The following is an 18589-nucleotide window of genomic DNA, read 5'->3' as shown; positions in this document are numbered from 1 at the left end:
GGGGGGCTCAGTCGACGGGTACGTCCGGGCGGACGATGGTCACCGGGCACGGGGCGTGGAGCGCCACCTGCTGGCTCACCGAACCGAGCAGGGCCCGGCGGAAACCGCCGCGGCCGCGGCTGCCCACGACCAGCACCTCGGCCCCCTCGGCCTCGGCCACCAGGACCTCGGCCGGATGGCCGTGCACCAGGCGCTCGTGGACCAGGGAGGCGCCGTCCTCGCCGAGCACGGTGCGGACCTCCTCGACCAGGGACCGCTCGGCCTCCTCCTCGTCGAACGTGGCGTCCACCGCCGGAGCCGACCACGACGCGCTGCCGGGGACCTCCCACGCCGTGACCGCCACGACGTTGCCGCCGACGAGGCCGGCGTACCGCACCGCCCAGCGCAGCGCGGCCTGGGAGGAGGGCGATCCGTCGACGCCCACCACGATCCGCGGAGTCCCGTTCTGCGTGTCCATGCCTGCACCCCTTCCGGCGCTCTCCCTCCAGCGTGTACGAGGCGCGTACGCACCGCCACGCGAGGGGGCCGGGCGCGGGAACCTCAGCCGGCGGGCAGGCGGAACCACCGCTCCCGGCCCGCCGCGACCCGCTCCCGCCGGCCGCCGGGCAGGACGAGGGGCACCGGGCCGAGGGGCGACGGCGGGACGCGGATGCCCAGTCGGCCCGGCCGGAAGCTGATGCGGATGTCCCGGTGGCCGAGGTACGAGAGGGAGAACGCGGAGCCGGGGATCCCGGAGAGCGGCACCGGGTCGATGTGGAGCCCGTCGGGGCCGGGTTCGAGCCCGGTGATGCCGCGTTCGACGAGGTCGAGGGTGCCGGCCATGGCGCCGAGGTGGATGCCCTCGCCGGTGGTGCCGCCCTGGATGTCGGTGATGTCGCCGATCAGGGCTTCCCGGCAGTACCGCCACGCCTCGGGGCCCTGCTGCCGGGCGAGGACCCAGCCGTGGACGAGGCTGCTGAGCGTCGAGCCGTGGCAGGTCCGCCGCAGGTAGTACGCCACTGTCCGCGCCCACAGCCCGTCGTCGAGGGTGTAGCCCAGTCGGGTGAACAGCCGGGCGAGTTCCGCGGGCCGGAAGAGGTGGCCGAGCATGAGGGTGTCGGCCTGTTTGGACGCCTGGTAGCGGTTGGGGGTGTCCCCTTCGGCCTCCAGGATGCGGTCGAGGCGGCGGATGTCGCCGTAGCGGGCGCGGTACGTGTCCCAGTCGAGCTCGGCGAGGTCGCCGTAGCCGTGGAACTGGCTGATCACATCGCGGTGGAAGGGCACGTACATGCGGCGCGAGACCTCCTCCCAGGCTGCGAGGCCGTCCGCGTCGAGGCGGAGCTGTGCGAGGAGCTCGGCGCGGCGGGCGGCGGGGAGTTCCCCGTACAGGTCGAGGGCGCGGGCGAGCACCCAGGCCGCGGTGACGTTGGTGTACGCGTTGTCGTCGATGCCGGGGGCGGCGGCGTCCGGGTAGGCGTCGTGGTATTCGTCGGGGCCGACGACGCCGCGGATCCGGTAGCGGCCGAGGCCGGCGTCCCAGGTGGCGGTGCCGACCCAGAAGCGGGCGATGTGCAGGAGGAGTTCGGCGCCGGGTCCGTGCATGAAGCCGGTGTCGCCGGTGGCGAGGCCGTACTGCCACGCGTTCCAGGCGATGGCCGAGCCGACGTGGTGCTGGAGGCGGGAGTGGTCGGGGAGCCAGCGGCCGGAGCAGGGGTTGAGGTGCAGCCGCTGCGTCTCCTCGGCGCCGGAACTGCCGCTCTGCCAGGGGAACATCGCCCCCTCGGCACCGGCGCGGCGCGCCGACTCGCGGGCGGCGGGGAGCCGTCGGTGGCGGTACATCAGGAGGGCGCGGGCCGTCTCGGGGAAGTGCAGGGCGAGGTAGGGGAGGACGAACAGCTCGTCCCAGAAGACGTGGCCGCGGTACGCCTCCCCGTGCAGCCCGCGGGCGGGGACGCCGGCGTCGAGCCCGGCGGTGTGCGGCGAGAGGGTCTGCAGGACGTGGAAGGCGTGCAGGCGCAGGATCCTGCCGGTCTCGCCCTCCACTCTCAGCTCCCCCTCGCTCCAGATCCGCTGCCAGGCCGCCCGGTGGGACGCCAGCAGGGTCGGAAAGTCCGGGGCGTGCTCGGCGTGCTCGATGCCGCTGCGTACGGGATCGGCGAGGGGGCGGTCGAGCGAGGTGAACAGGGCGGCCGTCTTGACGACGACGACCGGCCGCCCGCGCCGGATCGGCACGACGGACGTCCGGGTCGCCGCGGTGGCGGTGGCGCCGGCCCTGCACTCGCGGTGCACGGCCGCCAGGGGCCGCAGGGAGGTCCGTACGGCGAGCCCGATCCGGATGTCCGAGTCGGAGGTGCTGCAGGACAGCCAGGCGGTGCCTTCCGCCTCCACCCCCGCCCGGTGCGCGACGAGATGCCGTCCGGCCAGGGCGCGGTAGCGGTCCACGCCCGTGTTGGAGACGTCCCCGTCGAGCACGGCGGCGACCTCGATCCGGCCGCTCCAGCCGTAGGCGCGGAAGACGGTGCGCTGCGCGGCCAGGTGGGGGTCGCCCATGTGGACGAGGCGGGTGTGGGTGACGCCGAGGCGGCGGCCCTCGGCGTCGTGGAAGAGCATGTGGCGGGTGAGCGTTCCGGTGCGCAGGTCGAGCGAGACGCGGTGGTGGCGCAGGGTCGGGTGGTCCGGGGTGAGCCAGTCTCCCGGCTGTGCGGCGCCGGGCTGGACGGCGCCCGGCTGTGCGGCGTCGGGCTGTGCGGCGTCGGGCAGGCAGCGGTAGCGCAGGGCGGTCCAGTCCGGCAGCCGGACCATGTCCTCGTTGGAGACCGTGCGTCCGGCGACGGCGGAGGTGAGGCGGTTGTAGCAGCCGGCGAGGTAGGTGGCCGGGTAGTGGACGGCGTCGGCGGTGCTCTCGGGGGCCGATCCGCGGGTGGCGAAGCGGCCGTTGCCGAGGGTGCACAGGGACTCGGCCAGCCGCTCCGTCTCGGGGTCGTACGCCGCGTACTCCCAGCTCCAGGAGGCGGTCACGGCCGGTCGCCCCCGAGGGCGGCGAGGGCGGCGGGCAGCCCGCCGAGGCCGGGCAGGACGAGGTGGGCGCCGTGCGCGCGCAGGGCGTCCGCGGTGCGCGGGTCACCGTCGCGGTCGATTCCCACGACGAGGCGGAAGCCGCCGCGGCGTCCCGCGTCGACGCCGACGAGCGCGTCCTCCACCACGGCGGTGTGCCCGGGGCCGGTGCCGAGCCGGTCGGCCGCCTCCAGGAAGAGGGCGGGGGCGGGCTTGCCGGGAAGGGCCAGCGCGTCCGCGTCCGTCCCGTCCACCAGGGCGGTGAAGAAGCCGGCCAGGCCTGCGGACGCGAGGAGGGAGCGGGCGTGCCGCGAGGCCGAGGCGGCCGCGCAGCCGACCCGCATCTCCCGGAGGCGCAGCAGCGCCGGCCGGACGTCATCGAAGACCTCCACGCCTCCGGCCCGCACCATCGCGGAGAAGATCTGCTCCTTGCGGGCGGCGACCGCGTGCACGCTGCCGCACCCCGGCCGGTCCTCGGGGGTTCCGCCGGGGAGGTCGATGCGGCGCGCCGCGAGGAAGGCCCGTACGCCGTCGAGCCGGGACCGGCCGTCCACCAGCTCCCGGTAGTCGCGGACGGCGTCGAAGGGGCGCGGCCGTTCACCGGTGTCCGGGTGCCGCCATGCGGCGAGGCACCCGTCGAAGGTCTCCTTCCAGGCGGCCGCGTGGCGGGCCGCCGTGGCCAGGAGCACCCCGTCCGTGTCGAAGACGACCGCGCGGACGGCGCCCATCAGCCGTGCACCACGCGGCGGCCGGTGAGCCGGACGGGGGTGAGCTTCATCCAGTGGGTGCGCTCGCCGCCGGCCCACGGGTGGGCCCGGGCTTCGGCGCTCAGGTGCCGGAGTTCGCCGGCGTCGGTGACGGCCGCGAGTTCGCCGACGGCGAGGACGCTCCAGCCTTCGGAGGTCACGTCGTCGATGCGGTCGATCTCGAAGGCGGCCTCGGTTCCCGCCGCTGTGGCGACGACGGCGTGCGCGTGCGTGCGGAAGGCGATGCCGGTCCCCGTGACCAGGTAGTTGACGGGGAGGACGGACGGGCCGTCGGGGGTGAAGACGGCGATGCGGCCCACGCCGTGCGTGCCCAGCAGTCGCCGGCACGCGGCCTCGTCCAGCTGCACGAGCGAGGTGTCGCGCCGGGCGGCGGCCCGGCCGGGGACCCGGTCGGCGCTCGCGCCGGTCAGGTCGTCGACCGTGACGCCGAGGGCGTCGGCGACGCGGACGAGGGTGCCGATGGACGGCGAGGCCGCGTGCTCCTCCAGGTAGGCGATGTAGTTGGCGTCCGCTCCGCACTGCCGGCCGAGTTCCGCGCGGCTCAGGCCGAGGGACTCGCGGCGGGCCGCGAGGCGGCGGCCCAGGTCGGTGCGTCCGCCCGTACCGCCGGACGGCTGGGAGGTGGTGCGAGGGCTGCTCTTCACGGTGATCACTGCTCCTCGGGCGGCACGGGCACGGCGAGCGTGTCGTGCTGCGGTCCGCCGAGCACGACCTTGAGGGCGCCGGTGTCGGCGGCGCGGGAGAAGACGTCGTACGCCTCTTCCATCTGGTCCAGCTCGAAGCGGTGGGTGACCAGCGCCGCCCCGGGCAGCCGGCCCGCGGCCGCCATGCGCAGCAGCATGGGGGTCGAGTAGGTGTCGACGAGACCGGTGGTGAGGGTGACGTCCTTGATCCACAGGTCTTCGAGGTGGAGCGTCGCGGGTTTGCCGTGGACGCCGATGTTGGCGACCCGGCCGCCGGGACGGACCATGCGGGTGCACAGCTCGAACGCCTCCGGCACGCCGACGGCCTCGATGACCACATCCGCCCCGAGCCCCTCGGTCAGGTCCTCCACCAGCCGCTCGGGCTCCTCCCCCGCGCTCGCGGTGGCATCGGCGCCGAGCTCGCGGGCCGCTGCCAGCCGGGAGGCGGCGAGGTCGACGGCGATGGTCCGGAACGGGCTGTACAGCCCGGCGGTCGCGATGGCCGCCAGGCCGATGGGGCCGGCGCCGACCACGACCACCGTGTCGCCGGGGCGCACGTTGCCGTTGAGGACGCCCACCTCGTACGAGGTCGGGAAGATGTCCGCGAGCAGGACCGCCTCGTGGCTCGCCAGGGTGTGGGGCAGCGGGTGGACGGAGAGGTCGGCGAAGGGAACGCGCACGTACTCGGCCTGGGTGCCGTCGACGGTGTGGCCCAGGACCCAGCCGCCGCCCCCGCGGCACTGGCCGTAGCGGGCCTCGCGGCAGAAGCGGCAGCGGCCGCAGGCGGAGATGCAGGAGATCAGGACGCGGTCGCCGGGGCGGACGGTGCGGACGTCGCCGCCGGTCTCGACGACGGTGCCGACGGCCTCGTGGCCCAGGATCCGGCCCGGGGTCACGTCGGGTACGTCGCCCTTGATGATGTGCAGGTCGGTGCCGCAGATGGTGACGGCGTCGACCCGTACGATCGCGTCGGCGGCGTCCTTGATCGAAGGGTCCGGGACGTCCTGCCAGGAGGTCTGTCCGGGCCCGTGGAAGACGAGAGCCTTCATGGCGGGGCCTTCTCTCTCTGTGTGCGGTGCCTGGGTGCCATGCCGGGGTGCGGTGCCGGGGCGCGGTGGCAGGTGCCGTGCCCGGTGTGCGGTGCGGGGTGGCGTGCGGAAGGGTCACTGCCAGGCTGTGCCCGCGCCCTTCCGCCCCGCTTGGGCCGGTCGGCCCCGGGCGGGGACCGGTCGGGCCCCTGCCGGCGGGCCCTGCCGGTGCGATGGTGGAGGCACGGGATCCGTTCCGAAAGGAGGGCTGCCGCCATGTCCCGGTCAGCCGTGTCCCGGTCAGCCCCGTCCGCCGCTTCCGCCGCTTCCGCCGCGCCGGCCCGGCCGGCCCTGCTGTCCTTCCTCGGCGGTGTGCGGACGGTCACCGGCAGCAAGTTCCTCGTCGAGAGCGACCACGCCCGGATCCTCGTCGACTGCGGGCTCTTCCAGGGTGTCGCGGACCTGCGCCGCCGCAACTGGGCCAAGCTGTCCTGCGACGCCGCCGACATCCACGCCGTCGTCGTCACCCACGCCCACCTGGACCACTGCGGCTACCTGCCGCGCCTGGTCCGGCACGGCTTCCGCGGCCCCGTCCTGGCCAGCGCCGCCACCGCCCGCCTCGCCGAGATCGTGCTCCGCGACAGCGCCCGCCTGCAGATGGAGGCCGCCGAGCACGCCAACCGGCACGGCTGGTCCAAGCACCGGCCGGCCAAGCCGCTCTACGACGATGACGACGTCGACCACACGGTGAAGTTCTTCGACCCGGTCCCCGTCGGCAGCGAGGTCGAGATCACGGCCGGAACGAGGCTCGTGCTCCACCACGGCGGCCACATCCTCGGCTCCGCCTGGGCCCACCTGACCCTGGAGGACGGCCACACCCTCGCCGTCAGCGGCGACCTGGGCCGGCCCGGCCACCCGCTGCTCCTGCCTCCCGAGCCCTTCTCCGGCGCCGACGTCCTGCTCATGGAGTCGACGTACGGCAACCGCCGCCACGACGACGAGCGCGCACGGCACGCCTTCGCCACGGCGATCACCCGCGCGCTGTCCCGTGGCGGCACGGTCGTCATCCCGGCCTTCGCCCTCGACCGCACCGAGGTCGTCCTGCACGAACTCGCCGCCCTCCGCGGCGACGGCACCCTCCCCCGCCACGTGCCGGTCTACGTCGACAGCCCCATGGCCCTGGCCGCCCTCGACGTCTACCGCGACGCCGTACGGGCCCGCTCCCCCGAGCTGCGGCCCGAGATCACCGCCCGGGGCGAGGCCGCGCTCAGCCCGGAGCCCTTCCTGGCCGCCCGTACCGTCCAGGAGTCGATCGACATCAACCACACCACCGGCCCGGCGGTCATCGTCTCCTCCGCCGGCATGGCGACCGGCGGCCGCGTCCTGCACCACCTGCACCGGATCCTGCCCGACCCGCGCAACGCCGTCGTGATCGTCGGCTTCGCCGCCGAGGGGACCCGCGCCCGGGACCTGGTGGACGGGGCGCGCACGCTGAAGATGTTCGGCGAGTACGTCCCCGTCCGCGCCGAGGTCGCCGACGTCCCGCACTTCTCGGCGCACGCCGACGCCGCCCAGATCATCGACTGGCTGCGCGCCGCCCCGGCCCCGCGCACCACCTACCTCGTCCACGGCGAGGAGGCCGCCGCCGAGACGCTCCGGGACCGGATCGAGGACGAGCTGGGCTGGACGGCCGTCGTACCCAGATCCGGCGAGGCCGTCCTGGTCCGCTGAGCCCGCACGCAGAACTCCGCTGAGCCCGCACGCAGAACACGGCCGCCACGCACACCGAGGAACCGCCATGACCTCCACCCCGACCCCGTACACCGTCGCCGACGTCATGACGACCAAGGTCATCGCCGTCACCCCCGCCACCGGCTTCAAGGACATCGTCGCCGCGATGGACCGGTGGAAGGTGTCCGCCCTCCCCGTCATCGAGGGCGAGGCCCGCGTCGTCGGCGTGGTCTCCGAGGCCGACCTCCTGCACAAGGAGGAGTTCCACGAGCACAATCCCGGCCTCGTCGACCGGATGCGCCACCTCGGCGACGCAGCCAAGGCCGGCTCCACCCGTGCCGAGGACCTGATGACCAGCCCGGCCGTCACGGTCCGCCCCGACGCCACCCTCCCCGAAGCGGCCCGCCTCATGGCCGGCCGGCACGTCAAGCGGCTCCCCGTCGTCGACGCCGACGGCACCCTCAGGGGCATCGTCAGCCGCGCCGACCTCCTGAAAGTCTTCCTCCGCTCCGACGAGGACCTGACCGCCGAGATCCGCCGGACCGTCGTCGACCGCCTGTTCCCGCTCTCCCGTGCAGCCGTCGAGGTGTCGGTGTCCCACGGCATCGCCACCCTGACCGGCCGGGTGGAGGACCGGGACCTGATCCCCCTGGCCGAGCGCCTCACCCACTCCGTCGAGGGCGTCATCGACGTCCACTGCCGCCTGGAGGCCCCCTCCGCCCCCTGACCCCGGAGTGCCGGGGGCGCCGTCGCTTTGTGATACTGCTCCGATGATCAACCTGCCTGCCGCTGCGCTGGATTCGCTGTCCGGGCTCGCCTTCGGCGATGCCTTCGGTGACCGCTGGTTCGGCATCCTGCGCCGCGAAGGCCCGGCAGCCCTGGAGGCACGGACCCCGCCCCCGGAGCCGCTCTGGCGGTGGAGCGACGACACCGCCCAGGCACTCGTCCTCGTCCGGGAACTCGCCGAGGGCGGCGGCACCGTCGACCGGGACCGCCTCGCCCTGCGCCTCGCCGAGGCCTACGCCGACGACACGCACCGCGGCTACGGAGCCTCGATGCACGACGTGCTCCGCCGGATCGGCGCGGGCGAGCCCTGGCGGGAGGTGGTCGCCGGGCAGTTCGGCGGCCAGGGCTCCTGGGGCAACGGCGCGGCCATGCGCGTCGCCCCGCTCGGCGCCTGGCACGCCGCCGACCTCGACGCCGTCGCCGAGCAGGCCGCCGCGCAGAGCACGGTCTCGCACCACCACCCGGAGGCGGTCACCGCGGCGGTGGCGGTGGCCCTCGCCGCGGCGCTGGCAACGCGCAGCCGGGGCGGGACCGCGCCGGCGCGAGCGGACTTCCTCCGGGCGGTCGCCGCACGGCTCCCCGACAGCGACGTCCGGTCGGGCGTGCGGATCGCGGCCCGGATGCCGGCACGCACCTCGGTCCGGCACGCCGCGGAGGTCCTGGGCTCCGGCTACCGGATGTCCGGGCCCGACACCGTCCCCTACGCCCTCTGGTGCGCGGCGGGACACCTCGACGACCTGCACGAGGGCCTGTGGTTCACCGTCGCCGGGCGCGGCGACATCGACACCACCTGCGCCATCGCGGGCGGGGTGATCGCCGCCCGCACGGGCGTCGCCGCCCTCCCGCCCGCCTGGCACGCGGCCCGTGAACCGCTGCCCCCGGTCGGGCCGCGGTAAGAGCTCGTCCCGGGGTCATTCCGCCCGAACGGGTTCCGGCAGGGTGCGGATCCCGGGGGTGAGGATGACCAGGAGCTGGGGGAGGATGAACCCGATCGCGCAGATCCACAGTGTCTGCCGCGCCCCGATCACGCCGACGAGCGCACCGCCCAGGACCGCTCCGATCGGCGTCGCTCCCCACATGAGGAAGCGCATGGTGGCGTTGACCCGGCCGTGGAGGTGCTGCGGCAGTACCGCGAGGCGGTAGCTGAACTGGGCCACGTTGAACACGCTGCTGAACAGCTCGAAGACGCCGGCGCCCAGGACGAAGAAGGCCATCGCCCAGCCGGTGCCGGTGAAGGGGATCACCGCGATCGCGGGAATCGCCAGCACCGAGCTCCACCACATGGTGCGGCCGGTGCCGATCTTCTCCACCACCCGGGCGGCCGCCATCGCTCCGAGCGTTCCGCCGACGGCCACCCCGATCAGCAGCAGGCCGTAGACACCCGGGGAGATGCCCAGGTCGCGAATCATGAACACGATACTGATGGCGCTCCATGCGCCGAAGAACAGCATGGTGAGGGCGCCGTTCGCGGCAGTCAGCCGGACGATCTTGTTGCCGGCAACGCAGCGCAGCCCCTCGGCGATCTGCACCCGCAACTTCTCGTGCCCGGTCGCCTCGGGCTTCTCCTCCGAGGCGCGGATCCTCCCGAGCAGCAGACCGGAGACCAGATAGCTGATGCCGTCGACGAGGATCGCCACGGGCGCGGTGAGCGCCTGCACCAGCAGACCGCCCAGGCCGGGGCCGCCGAGTTTGGCGACCTGGTAGACGGTCTCCAGCGCCCCCGCACCGCGCGTCATCTGCTCTCCGGACACCACCGTCGGCAGATAACTCATATGAGCGACGTCGAAGAAGACGGTCCCGATACCGATAATGGCCGCCACGCAGAACAGGTGCCCCAGCGTGAGCGCATCGAATGCCCAGGCGAGCGGGACGGAAAGCAGTGCCGCGCCGCGCACCAGATCGCTTGCCACCTGAATGGGGCGACGCCGCATACGGTCGACCCACACGCCCACAGGCAGCCCGAGGACCACGAACGCCATCATTTCGACGGCATTCAGCAAGCCGATCTGGAAGGGATTCGCGTCGAGCGTCACGAGGGCTGCGACCGGCAGGGCGACGAGGGTGACCTGGGTGCCGACCTGGCTGACGGTGTCGGCACCCATCAGCAGAAGAAAGTCCCGGTTCCGGGAAAGGCGGTCAGAGGTTTTTTCGTCAACCTCTTCGGGTGCGGCGGAGGCGGTTTGCAGGTTGCGATCGGCCATGAATCCTAAACCCTGCCAGTGCACGGGCTCCGAAGTCAACCTCGATTCAAATGCACCGAAGCGAAGTTGGCCGGAATGCTGTGGCCACCGACGGCATACCGGCCGAAGCGTCACCCTCATGTGGCACCGTGGGCCAGGTTGCCACCCCCGCGGCCGACCCGGCAACCCTGCCGTGGGGTCAACTTCCCGCCATCCACTGCGCGTTGAGACCCGCCCTGCCCTTGCCGGCGCTCCCGCGCGACACACCGATCCCCACCCGAACAGCCTGCGCGGCCCACCGCCGGAGCGCCCCGCTCCCCGTATCGACCGCCCTCACAAAACGCCCATCACGGCATTATCCGTATGTTCCGCACGAGATCCTTTGCACCTTGCCTCCCCATCGGCGCTATGGCATATTCGTTCGATGCCAGGCCCGGAAAAGCTGCCCCCTTGTCCGTGTCACCAAGGGTTCGGTTTCACGGGAACCACCAGACGGCAACAAACGGGGGCCGGGAGTGGCCAGTTCACCTCCGACGATTGCAGCCATATTTCCGGGCGTCGGAGCCCAGTACACCGGAATGGGTTCTGCTCTCAGAGATCGCCACAAGATCTACCGGGACACGCTCGACGAGGCGTGTGACTTATTGGGCGCCGACTGGGCCGATGTCATCTACAATCCCGCACAGAAATCCGCTCTGAAACGTCAGGAAGAAAGCCAGCTGGCAGTGCTGGTGACCGGCGTGGCCATGTTCCGGGTATTCGAAGAGGACACGGGCGTCCCCGTCTCGTTCTGCGCCGGACACAGCCTCGGGGAATACACGGCACTGTGCTGCGCCGGGGCTCTGACGCTTTCCGACGCCATCCGGCTGGTGCGCAGGCGCGCCCGACTCATCCGCCGGGCGTCGGACGCCCTCCACGGCACCATGATGTGGGTCGTCCACCTCGACCCCGACGTCGTAGGCGCCGCCTGCGCCGCCGCCCGCGAGGAAGGCTGCCAGGTCTACGTCTCCGCGTACGACGCACCACGCCAGGTCGCCATCTCCGGGGACACCGACGACGTCACCACGGTGGCGAGAGAACTGGAGGCACGCGGGGCACTGGTCTATCCGCTGCGCCTGGAGGGGCCCTACCACAGTCCGCTGATGCGTTCCGCAGCGGACGGAATGGCGGACCTGCTCACCGAGATCCCCGTGAGGGCACCGGCCGTTCCGGTCCTTTCCGGCGTCCGCGGTCAGCACCACCAAGGCGGTGCCCAGAGCGCCGAACTGCTGGCCCGGCAGCTCGTCGAACCGGTGCGCTGGCTGGACGTCCAGCACGCGCTCGTCGGCGAGAACGTGTGCCAGGCGGTGGAGTTCGGCCCGGGTACGGTGCTGACCTTCCTGGCCGAGAAGACCTCCCCGTCCCTCCGTGTCGTGCCGTTCGACGGTTTCACCGGAGAGGGAGAGCTCTCGGCCGCCATGTTCCTGGCCGAGGAGCAGTACCCGGAGGTCATCGACCGTTGTCTGCGCACAGCGGTCAGCACGCGCACCCTCCTCGCCGGCGTTCCCTCGCGTCACGAGGCCGTGGTGGCGCGGTACCGCGAGCTGGAGAGCCTCCGTGAGCGCCCCGTGCCGGCCGGCGGGGACATCGACCAGGCGCTCGGCATTCTCGATGCGCTGCTGGAGTCCAAGGGGTTGCGGGAGGACGAACGCGCCGTCGCGCGCAACCGCGTCCTCGCAGGACGGCTCTGGCCGCGCTGACGCGTCCGTCCACCACCGCACCACGGCGCACCGGCCGCGCACCGGCCGGTCCACCACCACAGGCAGACGAGGACAGGGGGCAACAGTGGCGCTGCATGGCCGCGCATCGTGTCGTGAGGGGGGGCGGGACGTGACTGAGATCAAGCGCACCATCGGCGTGCTCGGGGCCGGCGCCATCGGCAGCACCGTCTGCGCCGACCTCGTCCTGCACGGCTTCCGCGTCGTGCTCGTGGACATCGACGACACCGCGCTCGACCGGGCCCGGGACGTCGTCGTGCAGGCCGCGCGCTTCGGTCCGATGCTGCGCCCGGCCCTTCCCCGCACGGACCCCGACGACGCCCTCGCGGCCGTGGTGTCCTCCGGCGACCTGTCGGACCTGCGCACCTGCGAGTTCGTCGTGGAGAACGTCAGCGAGCGCTGGGAGGTCAAAGAGCAGGTCTACCGCTCCCTCGACCGGCTGCTGCCGCCCGGCGTGGGCATCGGAGTGAACACCTCCAGCATCGGCATCGGCCGGCTCGCCGCGACGACCGGCCGCCCCGACCTGGTCGTCGGGGTCCACTTCATGAACCCGTCCTACCTCAAGGACACGGTGGAGGTCATGCAGGGTGCGGACACCTCCGAAGCGTGCATGGCCTACGTCCACGGCCTCCTCGGCGACCTCGGCAAGCAAGCCGTGGTCGTCGGCGACTTCCCCGGCTTCGTCAGCAACCGCATCTCCCATCTGTTCTTCAACGAGGCCGCCCGCCTGATCGAGGACGAAGGGCTTGATCCCGCTGTCGTCGACACCATCTTCAAGAAGTGCTTCGGGCACCGGATGGGCCCGCTCGAAACGGTCGACCTCATCGGGGTCGACACCGTCACCCTGACCCTCGACAGCCTCTACGACAGCTACAAGGACCCCCGTTTCCAGGCCAGCGGCCTCCTGCGCTCCCTGATGGCGGACGGCCGTCTCGGGAGGAAGACCGGCGCGGGGTTCTACGACTACGGCGGTTCGCCGGACGGCTCCACGGACACGAGGACGAAAGCATGAGGACGCAAGCATGACGACGTCGGTTCGCGATGAAATAGATCAGATCGTGCTGGACTTCCTGGCCCGGCACGACCCGGGGCCCGCACCGGACCGGGACGAGGACATGTTCGAGACCGGGCGGGTCAACTCGCTGTTCGTGATCCAGCTCATCGGCTTCCTGGAGAACACGTTCGAGGTGAAGGTCGGAGTGGACGACCTCGATCTGGCGAACTTCGCCACGGTGAACAAGGTGGTCGACTTCGTGCTGCAGAAGAAATCCCACGGCTGAAGGGCGACAGGCCCACCATGGTGGAACATCTGCTGACTGCCGACGAAGCGGCGCACCACGCCGCCCTCCTCAAGGACCTGGACCGGTGGCGCGGTGAACCCGCCCACTGGGATCGGGCAGGCCGCCTTCCCGAACCGGTGATCCGCTGGTGCCGGGAGCAGCGGCTGACCGGTGCCGCCCTGCCCGCCGAGCTGGGAGGGGGCGGCTGGGACGCCGTCCGGACGGGGCTGCTGTACGAGGCGATGGGCCGCGTCAGCGCCTCCTTGGCCTCGCTGGTGAACGTGCACGACATGGCCGCTCAGGTCGTGGTGCGCTGGGGCACCGAAGAACAACGGCGCGACGTCCTGCCCCCGTTGGCGAACGGCAGTCGGCTGGCGGCCATCGCGATGACCGAGCCGCAGGCAGGCAGCGATCTTTCGGGGATCGAGACGAACCTGGAGGAACGCGACGGCCGGCTGCTCCTCAACGGCTGCAAGGTCTTCATCACCTTCGGCCAACAGGCCGACGTCTTCCTGGTGTTCGCCCAGCGCGCGGGCCAGTCCATCGCCTGCCTGGTCGACCGGGACCAGCCCGGCCTCACCGTCACACCGATGGGCGAGATGCTCGGCCTGCGCGCGGCGGCCCTCGGCCGGCTGGAGTTCCGGGACTGCGAGATCAGCCCGTCCGCCGTGGTCGGGCGGGACGGCTTCGGTCTCGCCGTCCTGGTGCCCCTCGCACTGGAGCACGGCCGGCACGCCGTGGCCTGGATGGCCGCGGGCATGCTCCACGAGGTGTTCCTCGCGGCGTCCGAGTACGCGCTGGAGCGCCGCGCCTTCGGCCGGGCGCTCATCGAGCACGGCCAGGTCCAGTCCCTGATCACCCGCATGGGCACCGATCTGGAGGCCACCCGGCATCTGTGCCTCGCCGCGTCTCGGGCGCTGGACTCCGGCGACTCCGCCGCCACCGACCGGGTGCTCACCGCCAAGTACTTCGCCTGTCGCGTCCTCGAAGAGCACTCCGCACAGGCCGTCCAACTGCTGGCCGCCCAAGGGGCCCTCGAATCCGGGGTCACCGCACGCGTCTACCGGGACGCCAAGGTCCTGAACATCCTGGAGGGCACCACGCAGATCCTGGAGCGCATGCTGGCTCCCCGCCTCGCGAGCGCGGCCCGGCGGAGGAGCTGATGGCGACCGCCCGAGCCGATCTCGAAGAGAAGGCCCCTGATGGCCCGGACGTGCCGGCCGGATCCGGCATGGAGCGCGCCCTGGTGCTGGCCACGGCCGCGGTGGCCGTGCACTACACCGACACGGACCGGACCAGCCGCTTCGAGGCCTTCCACACCGCGTACGAGGTCACCGTCGAGCCGGACGAGCCGATGAGCGCGCTCGCCGGCCGGATCACCGCCGCCGCACCCCCCGAGCAGGCGTCCGCGGACGCTCAGCCATGCGTGTTCCGGCTCGCTCTGGAGGCGGACCACGTAAGGGTGGACCACCCCGATCCGGTGACGGCCGATGCGACCGCGCGCATCTGGGCGACCCTGCTGGCGCACACCGGGCGCGACGCCTCCCGTCCCGTGGCCGGCTACCCGGTTCTCCGGGAACAGGACCGCGAGGGCGTGCTGGTGCGCTTCAACGCAACGGCCAGGGACTTCCCGGCCGACACAACGCTGCACCAGTTCCTGCGCAGCCAGGCCCGGCGGTCCCCGGAGGCGATCGCCGTCAGCTCGGACGCGGGGGCGTTGACCTACCGCGAGCTGGACGAGCGCACCGACGCCCTGGCCGCTCGCCTGACGGCCGAACTGCCCGCCGCATGCCGGGTCGTGGGAGTGCTGGCCCGGCGGTCCACGGAGCTGCCGGTCGCCCTCTTCGCCGTACTCAAGGCCGGGCGGGCCTATCTGCCGCTCGACCCGCACGCGCCCGAAATGCGCCACCGGCAGCTCGTGGCGCACAGCGGCGCCGGCGTCGTGCTCAGCGCCGTGGACACCCCCGTCGACTTCGGCGTGCCCCTGTGGGACCTGCGGGATCCGGTGCACTTCTCGGCGCCGGCCGGGCCGCTGCCCGAAACCACCCCGCACGACCTCGCCTACGTGATCTACACATCCGGGTCCACCGGCACGCCCAAAGGCGTCATGGTGTCGCACCGGTCGGTGGTGAACCGGCTGGCCTGGATGCAGCGGCGCTATCCCCTCGGCCCCGGCGACACCCTGCTGCAGAAGACACCGGCGATCTTCGACGTCTCGGTGTGGGAGCTGTTCTGGTGGGCCCTCACGGGCAGCCGGATGCATCTGCTCGCTCCCGGCATGGAACGGTTCCCGATGGCGGTCGTGGAGACCGCCGAGCGTGAGGGCGTCACCGCCCTGCACTTCGTGCCGTCCATGCTCGCCGCGTTCCTGGCCCATCTGCGGTCCACCGGCGACGCGGCGCGGCTGCACGCGCTGCGCTGGCTCTTCTCCAGCGGCGAGAGCCTGACCGGTGCCTCGGTCGCCGAGTTCGGGGAGCTGTTCCAGGGCAAGGGCACCCTCGTCAACCTCTACGGCCCGACGGAAGCGACCGTGGACGTCACCAGCCACGACTGCCCCCGGCAGCCGGAGCGGGGCCGCGTGCCCATCGGATCCCCCATCGACAACGTCCGCTGCTATGTGCTGCGCTACGGCAACGCCCTGCCCGTCGGCGCGTTCGGCAGCCTGCACCTGGCGGGTGAGTGCGTCGCCCGCGGCTACCTCGGCGACCCGGTGCTGACCGCGCGCAGCTTCGTCCCGGAGTACGGCGACGACAACGACAACGACAACGGCGACGGCGACGGCGACGGCGACGGCCGGATGTACGACACCGGGGACATCGTCCGCTGGCTGCCCTCCGGCGAGCTGGACTTCCTCGGTCGACGGGACACCCAGGTCAAGATCCGCGGCATCAGGATCGACGTCACCGAGATCGAGGACGCCCTCCACCACGTGCCCGGCGTGCGGGAATGCGCGGTCACGGTGCACCACGCCGGAACGGTCCTGGCGACGCTGCGGGCCGCTGTGACCGGGGAGGGGCTGACCCGCGAGGTCCTGCGCGACCACCTGGCCCGCCGGCTGCCGCCCTACCTGGTACCCACCGGCTACGACCTGTTCACGGAGCTGCCGCGCACCGGCAGCGGAAAGATCGACCGCCGGCTCCTGGCCGATGCCGCCCATGTGCGGGCGCACCGGATCGGGCTGTAGGGAGGCGAGACGATGCACTGGCTGCTGACACGACTGGCCCGGTTCGGCGACCGGCAGGCCTTGTGCGGGCACGGCGGTACGGCGACGTACGCGCAGCTCGTCGCCCGGACCGAGGAGTGGCGTACCCGGCTCGATCGGATGGGGGTGGCCCCGACCGAGGCAGTGGCCGTCATCGGTGACACCACCGCGGGCCGGGTCGCGCTGTTCCTGGCGCTGGCGGTGCGCGGCAACACCGTGGTGCCGCTCGCGCCCACCGACCCGCCCGCCGCCCGGCGGGCCTCCCGGCTGGCCACGGCCCACGTCACCCGGGTCGTGGAGTTCGCCTCGCCGGACGGGTGGACCGTCGAGGAGGCCACGGCGCCCGACGCGCCCCTGCCCGCGAAACTGGCGGAACTGCGCGCGTCGGGCGACTCGGGGCTGGTGCTCTTCTCGTCCGGCTCCACCGGCGAGGCGAAGGCCGCTCTGCTGTCCCTGGACAGGCTGCTGGCCCGGTTCCGGGACGGCGGCGGCCGGGCACTGCGCACCGTCCAGTTCATGGGCCTGGACCACATCGGCGGGATCAACACGCTGGTGCACGTCCTCACCACCGGCGGCACGGTGATCAGCGAACCCCGGCGCAGCCCCGAGCACACCTGCCGTGCCGTCGAACGGCATCGGGCCCAACTGCTGCCCACCACGCCGTCCTTCCTGACCATGCTGCTGGTGTCGGGAGCGCACCGGAAGTTCGACCTGTCGTCGCTGGAGCTGATCACCTACGGCACCGAGCCGATGCGGGAGGTCACGCTCGCGCATCTGGCCGAGGAGTTCCCGGCCGTGCGCCTGAAGCAGACGTACGGCCTGACGGAGACCGGCATCCTGCCGACCCGGTCCCCCTCCCCCGGCTCGCTGCGCATGGACGTGGGCGGCAAGGGCTTCGCCACGCGGATCGTCGACGGGGTTCTGTGGATCAAGTCGCCGACCGCGATGCTCGGTTACCTCAACGCCCCGGACCCGTTCGACGCCGACGGCTGGCTGAACACCGGCGACGCCGTGGAGATGCACGAGGACGGCACCCTCCGGGTGATCGGCCGTGCATCGAGGCTGATCAACGTCGGGGGCGAGAAGGTCCATCCCACCGAGGTGGAGAACGTGCTGCTCGGCGCCGACAACGTCAAGGACGCGGTGGTCGAGGGCCGGCCGAACCCGGTGACCGGGCAGATCGTCGTGGCCACCGTGGTGCTGCTGGCCCCGGAGGACCGCGGAGACCTCGGGCGGCGGCTGCGCGCGGTGTGCGCGGCACGGCTCGCCCCTTACAAGGTCCCGGCCTTCTTCCGTATGGCGGACGGAGCCCTGTACAGCGACCGGTTCAAGCGCCGAGGAGGCATCGCATGACGACGACCGCGGACAACCGGCCGGTGGCTGTGGTCAGCGGCGGCAGTCGAGGGCTGGGTTTCGCACTGGTGAGGGACTTGATCGGCCGCGGCTACCGGGTGGCGACCTTCAGCCGCTCCGAGTCCGACGGCCTCGCGGACCTGCGGAAGACCGTCGGCGACGACACCCTGATGTGGTCCGCCGTCGACGGCGCGGACGCGGCGGCCGTCGAGGAGTTCGCCCGCGATGTCATCCGGGCCCACCGCCGTGTGGACGTGCTGGTCAACAATGCCGGTGTCGGCCTCGAAGGGCTGCTCACCCTCACCGCACCGTCGGCCATCGAGAACGCCCTGCACGTCGATCTGGCGCTGCCCCTGCTGCTCACCCGCACCTGCCTCAAGCCGATGCTCGCCAGGCGCAGCGGTGTCGTGGTCAACATCTCGTCGATCAACGCGCTGCGCGGCCAGACCGGGGTGGCGGTCTACAGCGCGGCGAAGTCCGCGCTGGACGGCTTCACCCGGAGCCTCGCCAAGGAGGTGGGGCCTGCCGGGGTGCGGGTGGTGAGCGTCGCTCCGGGCTACTTCGACAGCGAGATGACCGCCGGCATGAGCGAGGACCAGCGTCGTCGGATCGTACGCCGCACCCCGCTGGCCCGGCTCGGCACCGTCGAGGACGTGCTCGGCCTCGTCGGATTCCTCATCTCACCCGCCGCGGGCTTCATCACCGGTCAGATCATCGCCGTGGACGGCGGCTACACCTGCTGAGCACCGGCCGAGGCCGGCCGAGCCGAGACCAGACGGGACAGAGGGA

At 72.5% G+C, this 18589-nt stretch carries 16 protein-coding genes; 10 read left to right on the top strand and 6 right to left on the bottom strand.

The window, feature by feature from the left end; translation table 11 throughout:
• Window positions 1–7 precede the first annotated feature (7 nt).
• The 5 genes from ACIQUT_RS09950 to ACIQUT_RS09930 all read right to left on the bottom strand — a co-directional run bounded on the left by ACIQUT_RS09950 (window position 8) and on the right by ACIQUT_RS09930 (window position 5532).
• Window positions 8–457 (bottom strand): universal stress protein, encoded by a 450-nt coding sequence (locus ACIQUT_RS09950; RefSeq protein ID WP_403561313.1) that lies wholly within the window; start codon window positions 455–457, stop codon window positions 8–10.
• Window positions 458–540: 83 nt separating this feature from the next.
• A complete protein-coding gene (locus ACIQUT_RS09945) occupies window positions 541–2997 on the bottom strand; it encodes a glycoside hydrolase family 65 protein (RefSeq protein ID WP_403561311.1) in 2457 nt (818 codons plus the stop codon).
• Window positions 2994–3761, bottom strand: a complete 768-nt coding sequence (locus ACIQUT_RS09940; protein WP_403561309.1) for an HAD family hydrolase — start codon at window positions 3759–3761, stop codon at window positions 2994–2996. Before ACIQUT_RS09940 ends, ACIQUT_RS09945 begins: the two co-directional genes overlap by 4 nt.
• Entirely contained in the window at window positions 3761–4444 is a 684-nt protein-coding gene (locus ACIQUT_RS09935) for a helix-turn-helix domain-containing protein (RefSeq protein ID WP_403561307.1), read from the bottom strand. The genes ACIQUT_RS09940 and ACIQUT_RS09935 overlap by 1 nt, the downstream gene beginning before the upstream one ends.
• A gap of 5 nt (window positions 4445–4449) precedes the next feature.
• The gene (locus ACIQUT_RS09930; protein WP_403561305.1) at window positions 4450–5532 is read right to left on the bottom strand and encodes a zinc-dependent alcohol dehydrogenase family protein; all 1083 of its coding nucleotides are present in this window, start codon (window positions 5530–5532) and stop codon (window positions 4450–4452) included.
• 255 nt (window positions 5533–5787) lie between these two features.
• Between ACIQUT_RS09930 and ACIQUT_RS09925 the strand changes: the two genes are divergently transcribed.
• From ACIQUT_RS09925 to ACIQUT_RS09915, 3 genes are all read left to right on the top strand, one after another.
• Entirely contained in the window at window positions 5788–7242 is a 1455-nt protein-coding gene (locus ACIQUT_RS09925; RefSeq protein ID WP_403561303.1) for an MBL fold metallo-hydrolase RNA specificity domain-containing protein, read from the top strand.
• 67 nt (window positions 7243–7309) lie between these two features.
• Window positions 7310–7969 (top strand): CBS domain-containing protein, encoded by a 660-nt coding sequence (locus tag ACIQUT_RS09920; RefSeq protein ID WP_403561301.1) that lies wholly within the window; start codon window positions 7310–7312, stop codon window positions 7967–7969.
• A gap of 43 nt (window positions 7970–8012) precedes the next feature.
• Window positions 8013–8924 (top strand): ADP-ribosylglycohydrolase family protein, encoded by a 912-nt coding sequence (locus tag ACIQUT_RS09915; protein ID WP_403561299.1) that lies wholly within the window; start codon window positions 8013–8015, stop codon window positions 8922–8924.
• Between the two features lie 15 nt (window positions 8925–8939).
• On the opposite strand, the gene ACIQUT_RS09910 is transcribed toward ACIQUT_RS09915, so the two are convergent.
• Window positions 8940–10229: an MFS transporter gene (locus ACIQUT_RS09910; protein WP_403561297.1), complete on the bottom strand. Its 1290-nt coding sequence runs from the start codon at window positions 10227–10229 to the stop codon at window positions 8940–8942.
• 50 nt (window positions 10230–10279) lie between these two features.
• On the opposite strand from ACIQUT_RS09910, the gene ACIQUT_RS09905 reads away from it, so the two are divergent.
• From ACIQUT_RS09905 to ACIQUT_RS09875, 7 genes are all read left to right on the top strand, one after another.
• Window positions 10280–11947, top strand: coding sequence for an ACP S-malonyltransferase (locus ACIQUT_RS09905; RefSeq protein WP_403561295.1), 1668 nt, complete (start codon window positions 10280–10282; stop codon window positions 11945–11947).
• 130 nt (window positions 11948–12077) lie between these two features.
• Window positions 12078–12977 (top strand): 3-hydroxyacyl-CoA dehydrogenase family protein, encoded by a 900-nt coding sequence (locus tag ACIQUT_RS09900; protein ID WP_403561293.1) that lies wholly within the window; start codon window positions 12078–12080, stop codon window positions 12975–12977.
• A gap of 10 nt (window positions 12978–12987) precedes the next feature.
• Window positions 12988–13245 carry an acyl carrier protein gene (locus ACIQUT_RS09895; RefSeq protein WP_403561292.1) on the top strand — a complete coding sequence of 86 codons (258 nt, stop codon included), beginning with the start codon at window positions 12988–12990 and terminating at the stop codon, window positions 13243–13245.
• Between the two features lie 17 nt (window positions 13246–13262).
• Window positions 13263–14408, top strand: coding sequence for an acyl-CoA dehydrogenase family protein (locus ACIQUT_RS09890; RefSeq protein WP_403561290.1), 1146 nt, complete (start codon window positions 13263–13265; stop codon window positions 14406–14408).
• Entirely contained in the window at window positions 14408–16429 is a 2022-nt protein-coding gene (locus ACIQUT_RS09885; protein WP_403561288.1) for an amino acid adenylation domain-containing protein, read from the top strand. Before ACIQUT_RS09890 ends, ACIQUT_RS09885 begins: the two co-directional genes overlap by 1 nt.
• A gap of 12 nt (window positions 16430–16441) precedes the next feature.
• Complete coding sequence (locus ACIQUT_RS09880; protein WP_403561286.1) at window positions 16442–17800, top strand: class I adenylate-forming enzyme family protein; 1359 nt, start codon at window positions 16442–16444, stop codon at window positions 17798–17800.
• Complete coding sequence (locus ACIQUT_RS09875) at window positions 17797–18543, top strand: SDR family NAD(P)-dependent oxidoreductase (RefSeq protein WP_403561284.1); 747 nt, start codon at window positions 17797–17799, stop codon at window positions 18541–18543. Before ACIQUT_RS09880 ends, ACIQUT_RS09875 begins: the two co-directional genes overlap by 4 nt.
• Window positions 18544–18589 lie beyond the last annotated feature (46 nt).

The sequence above is a fragment of the Streptomyces sp. NPDC090445 genome (genome assembly GCF_044769385.1).
Taxonomy (GTDB): domain Bacteria; phylum Actinomycetota; class Actinomycetes; order Streptomycetales; family Streptomycetaceae; genus Streptomyces.
This window is presented reverse-complemented; position numbering and strand designations above follow the sequence as displayed.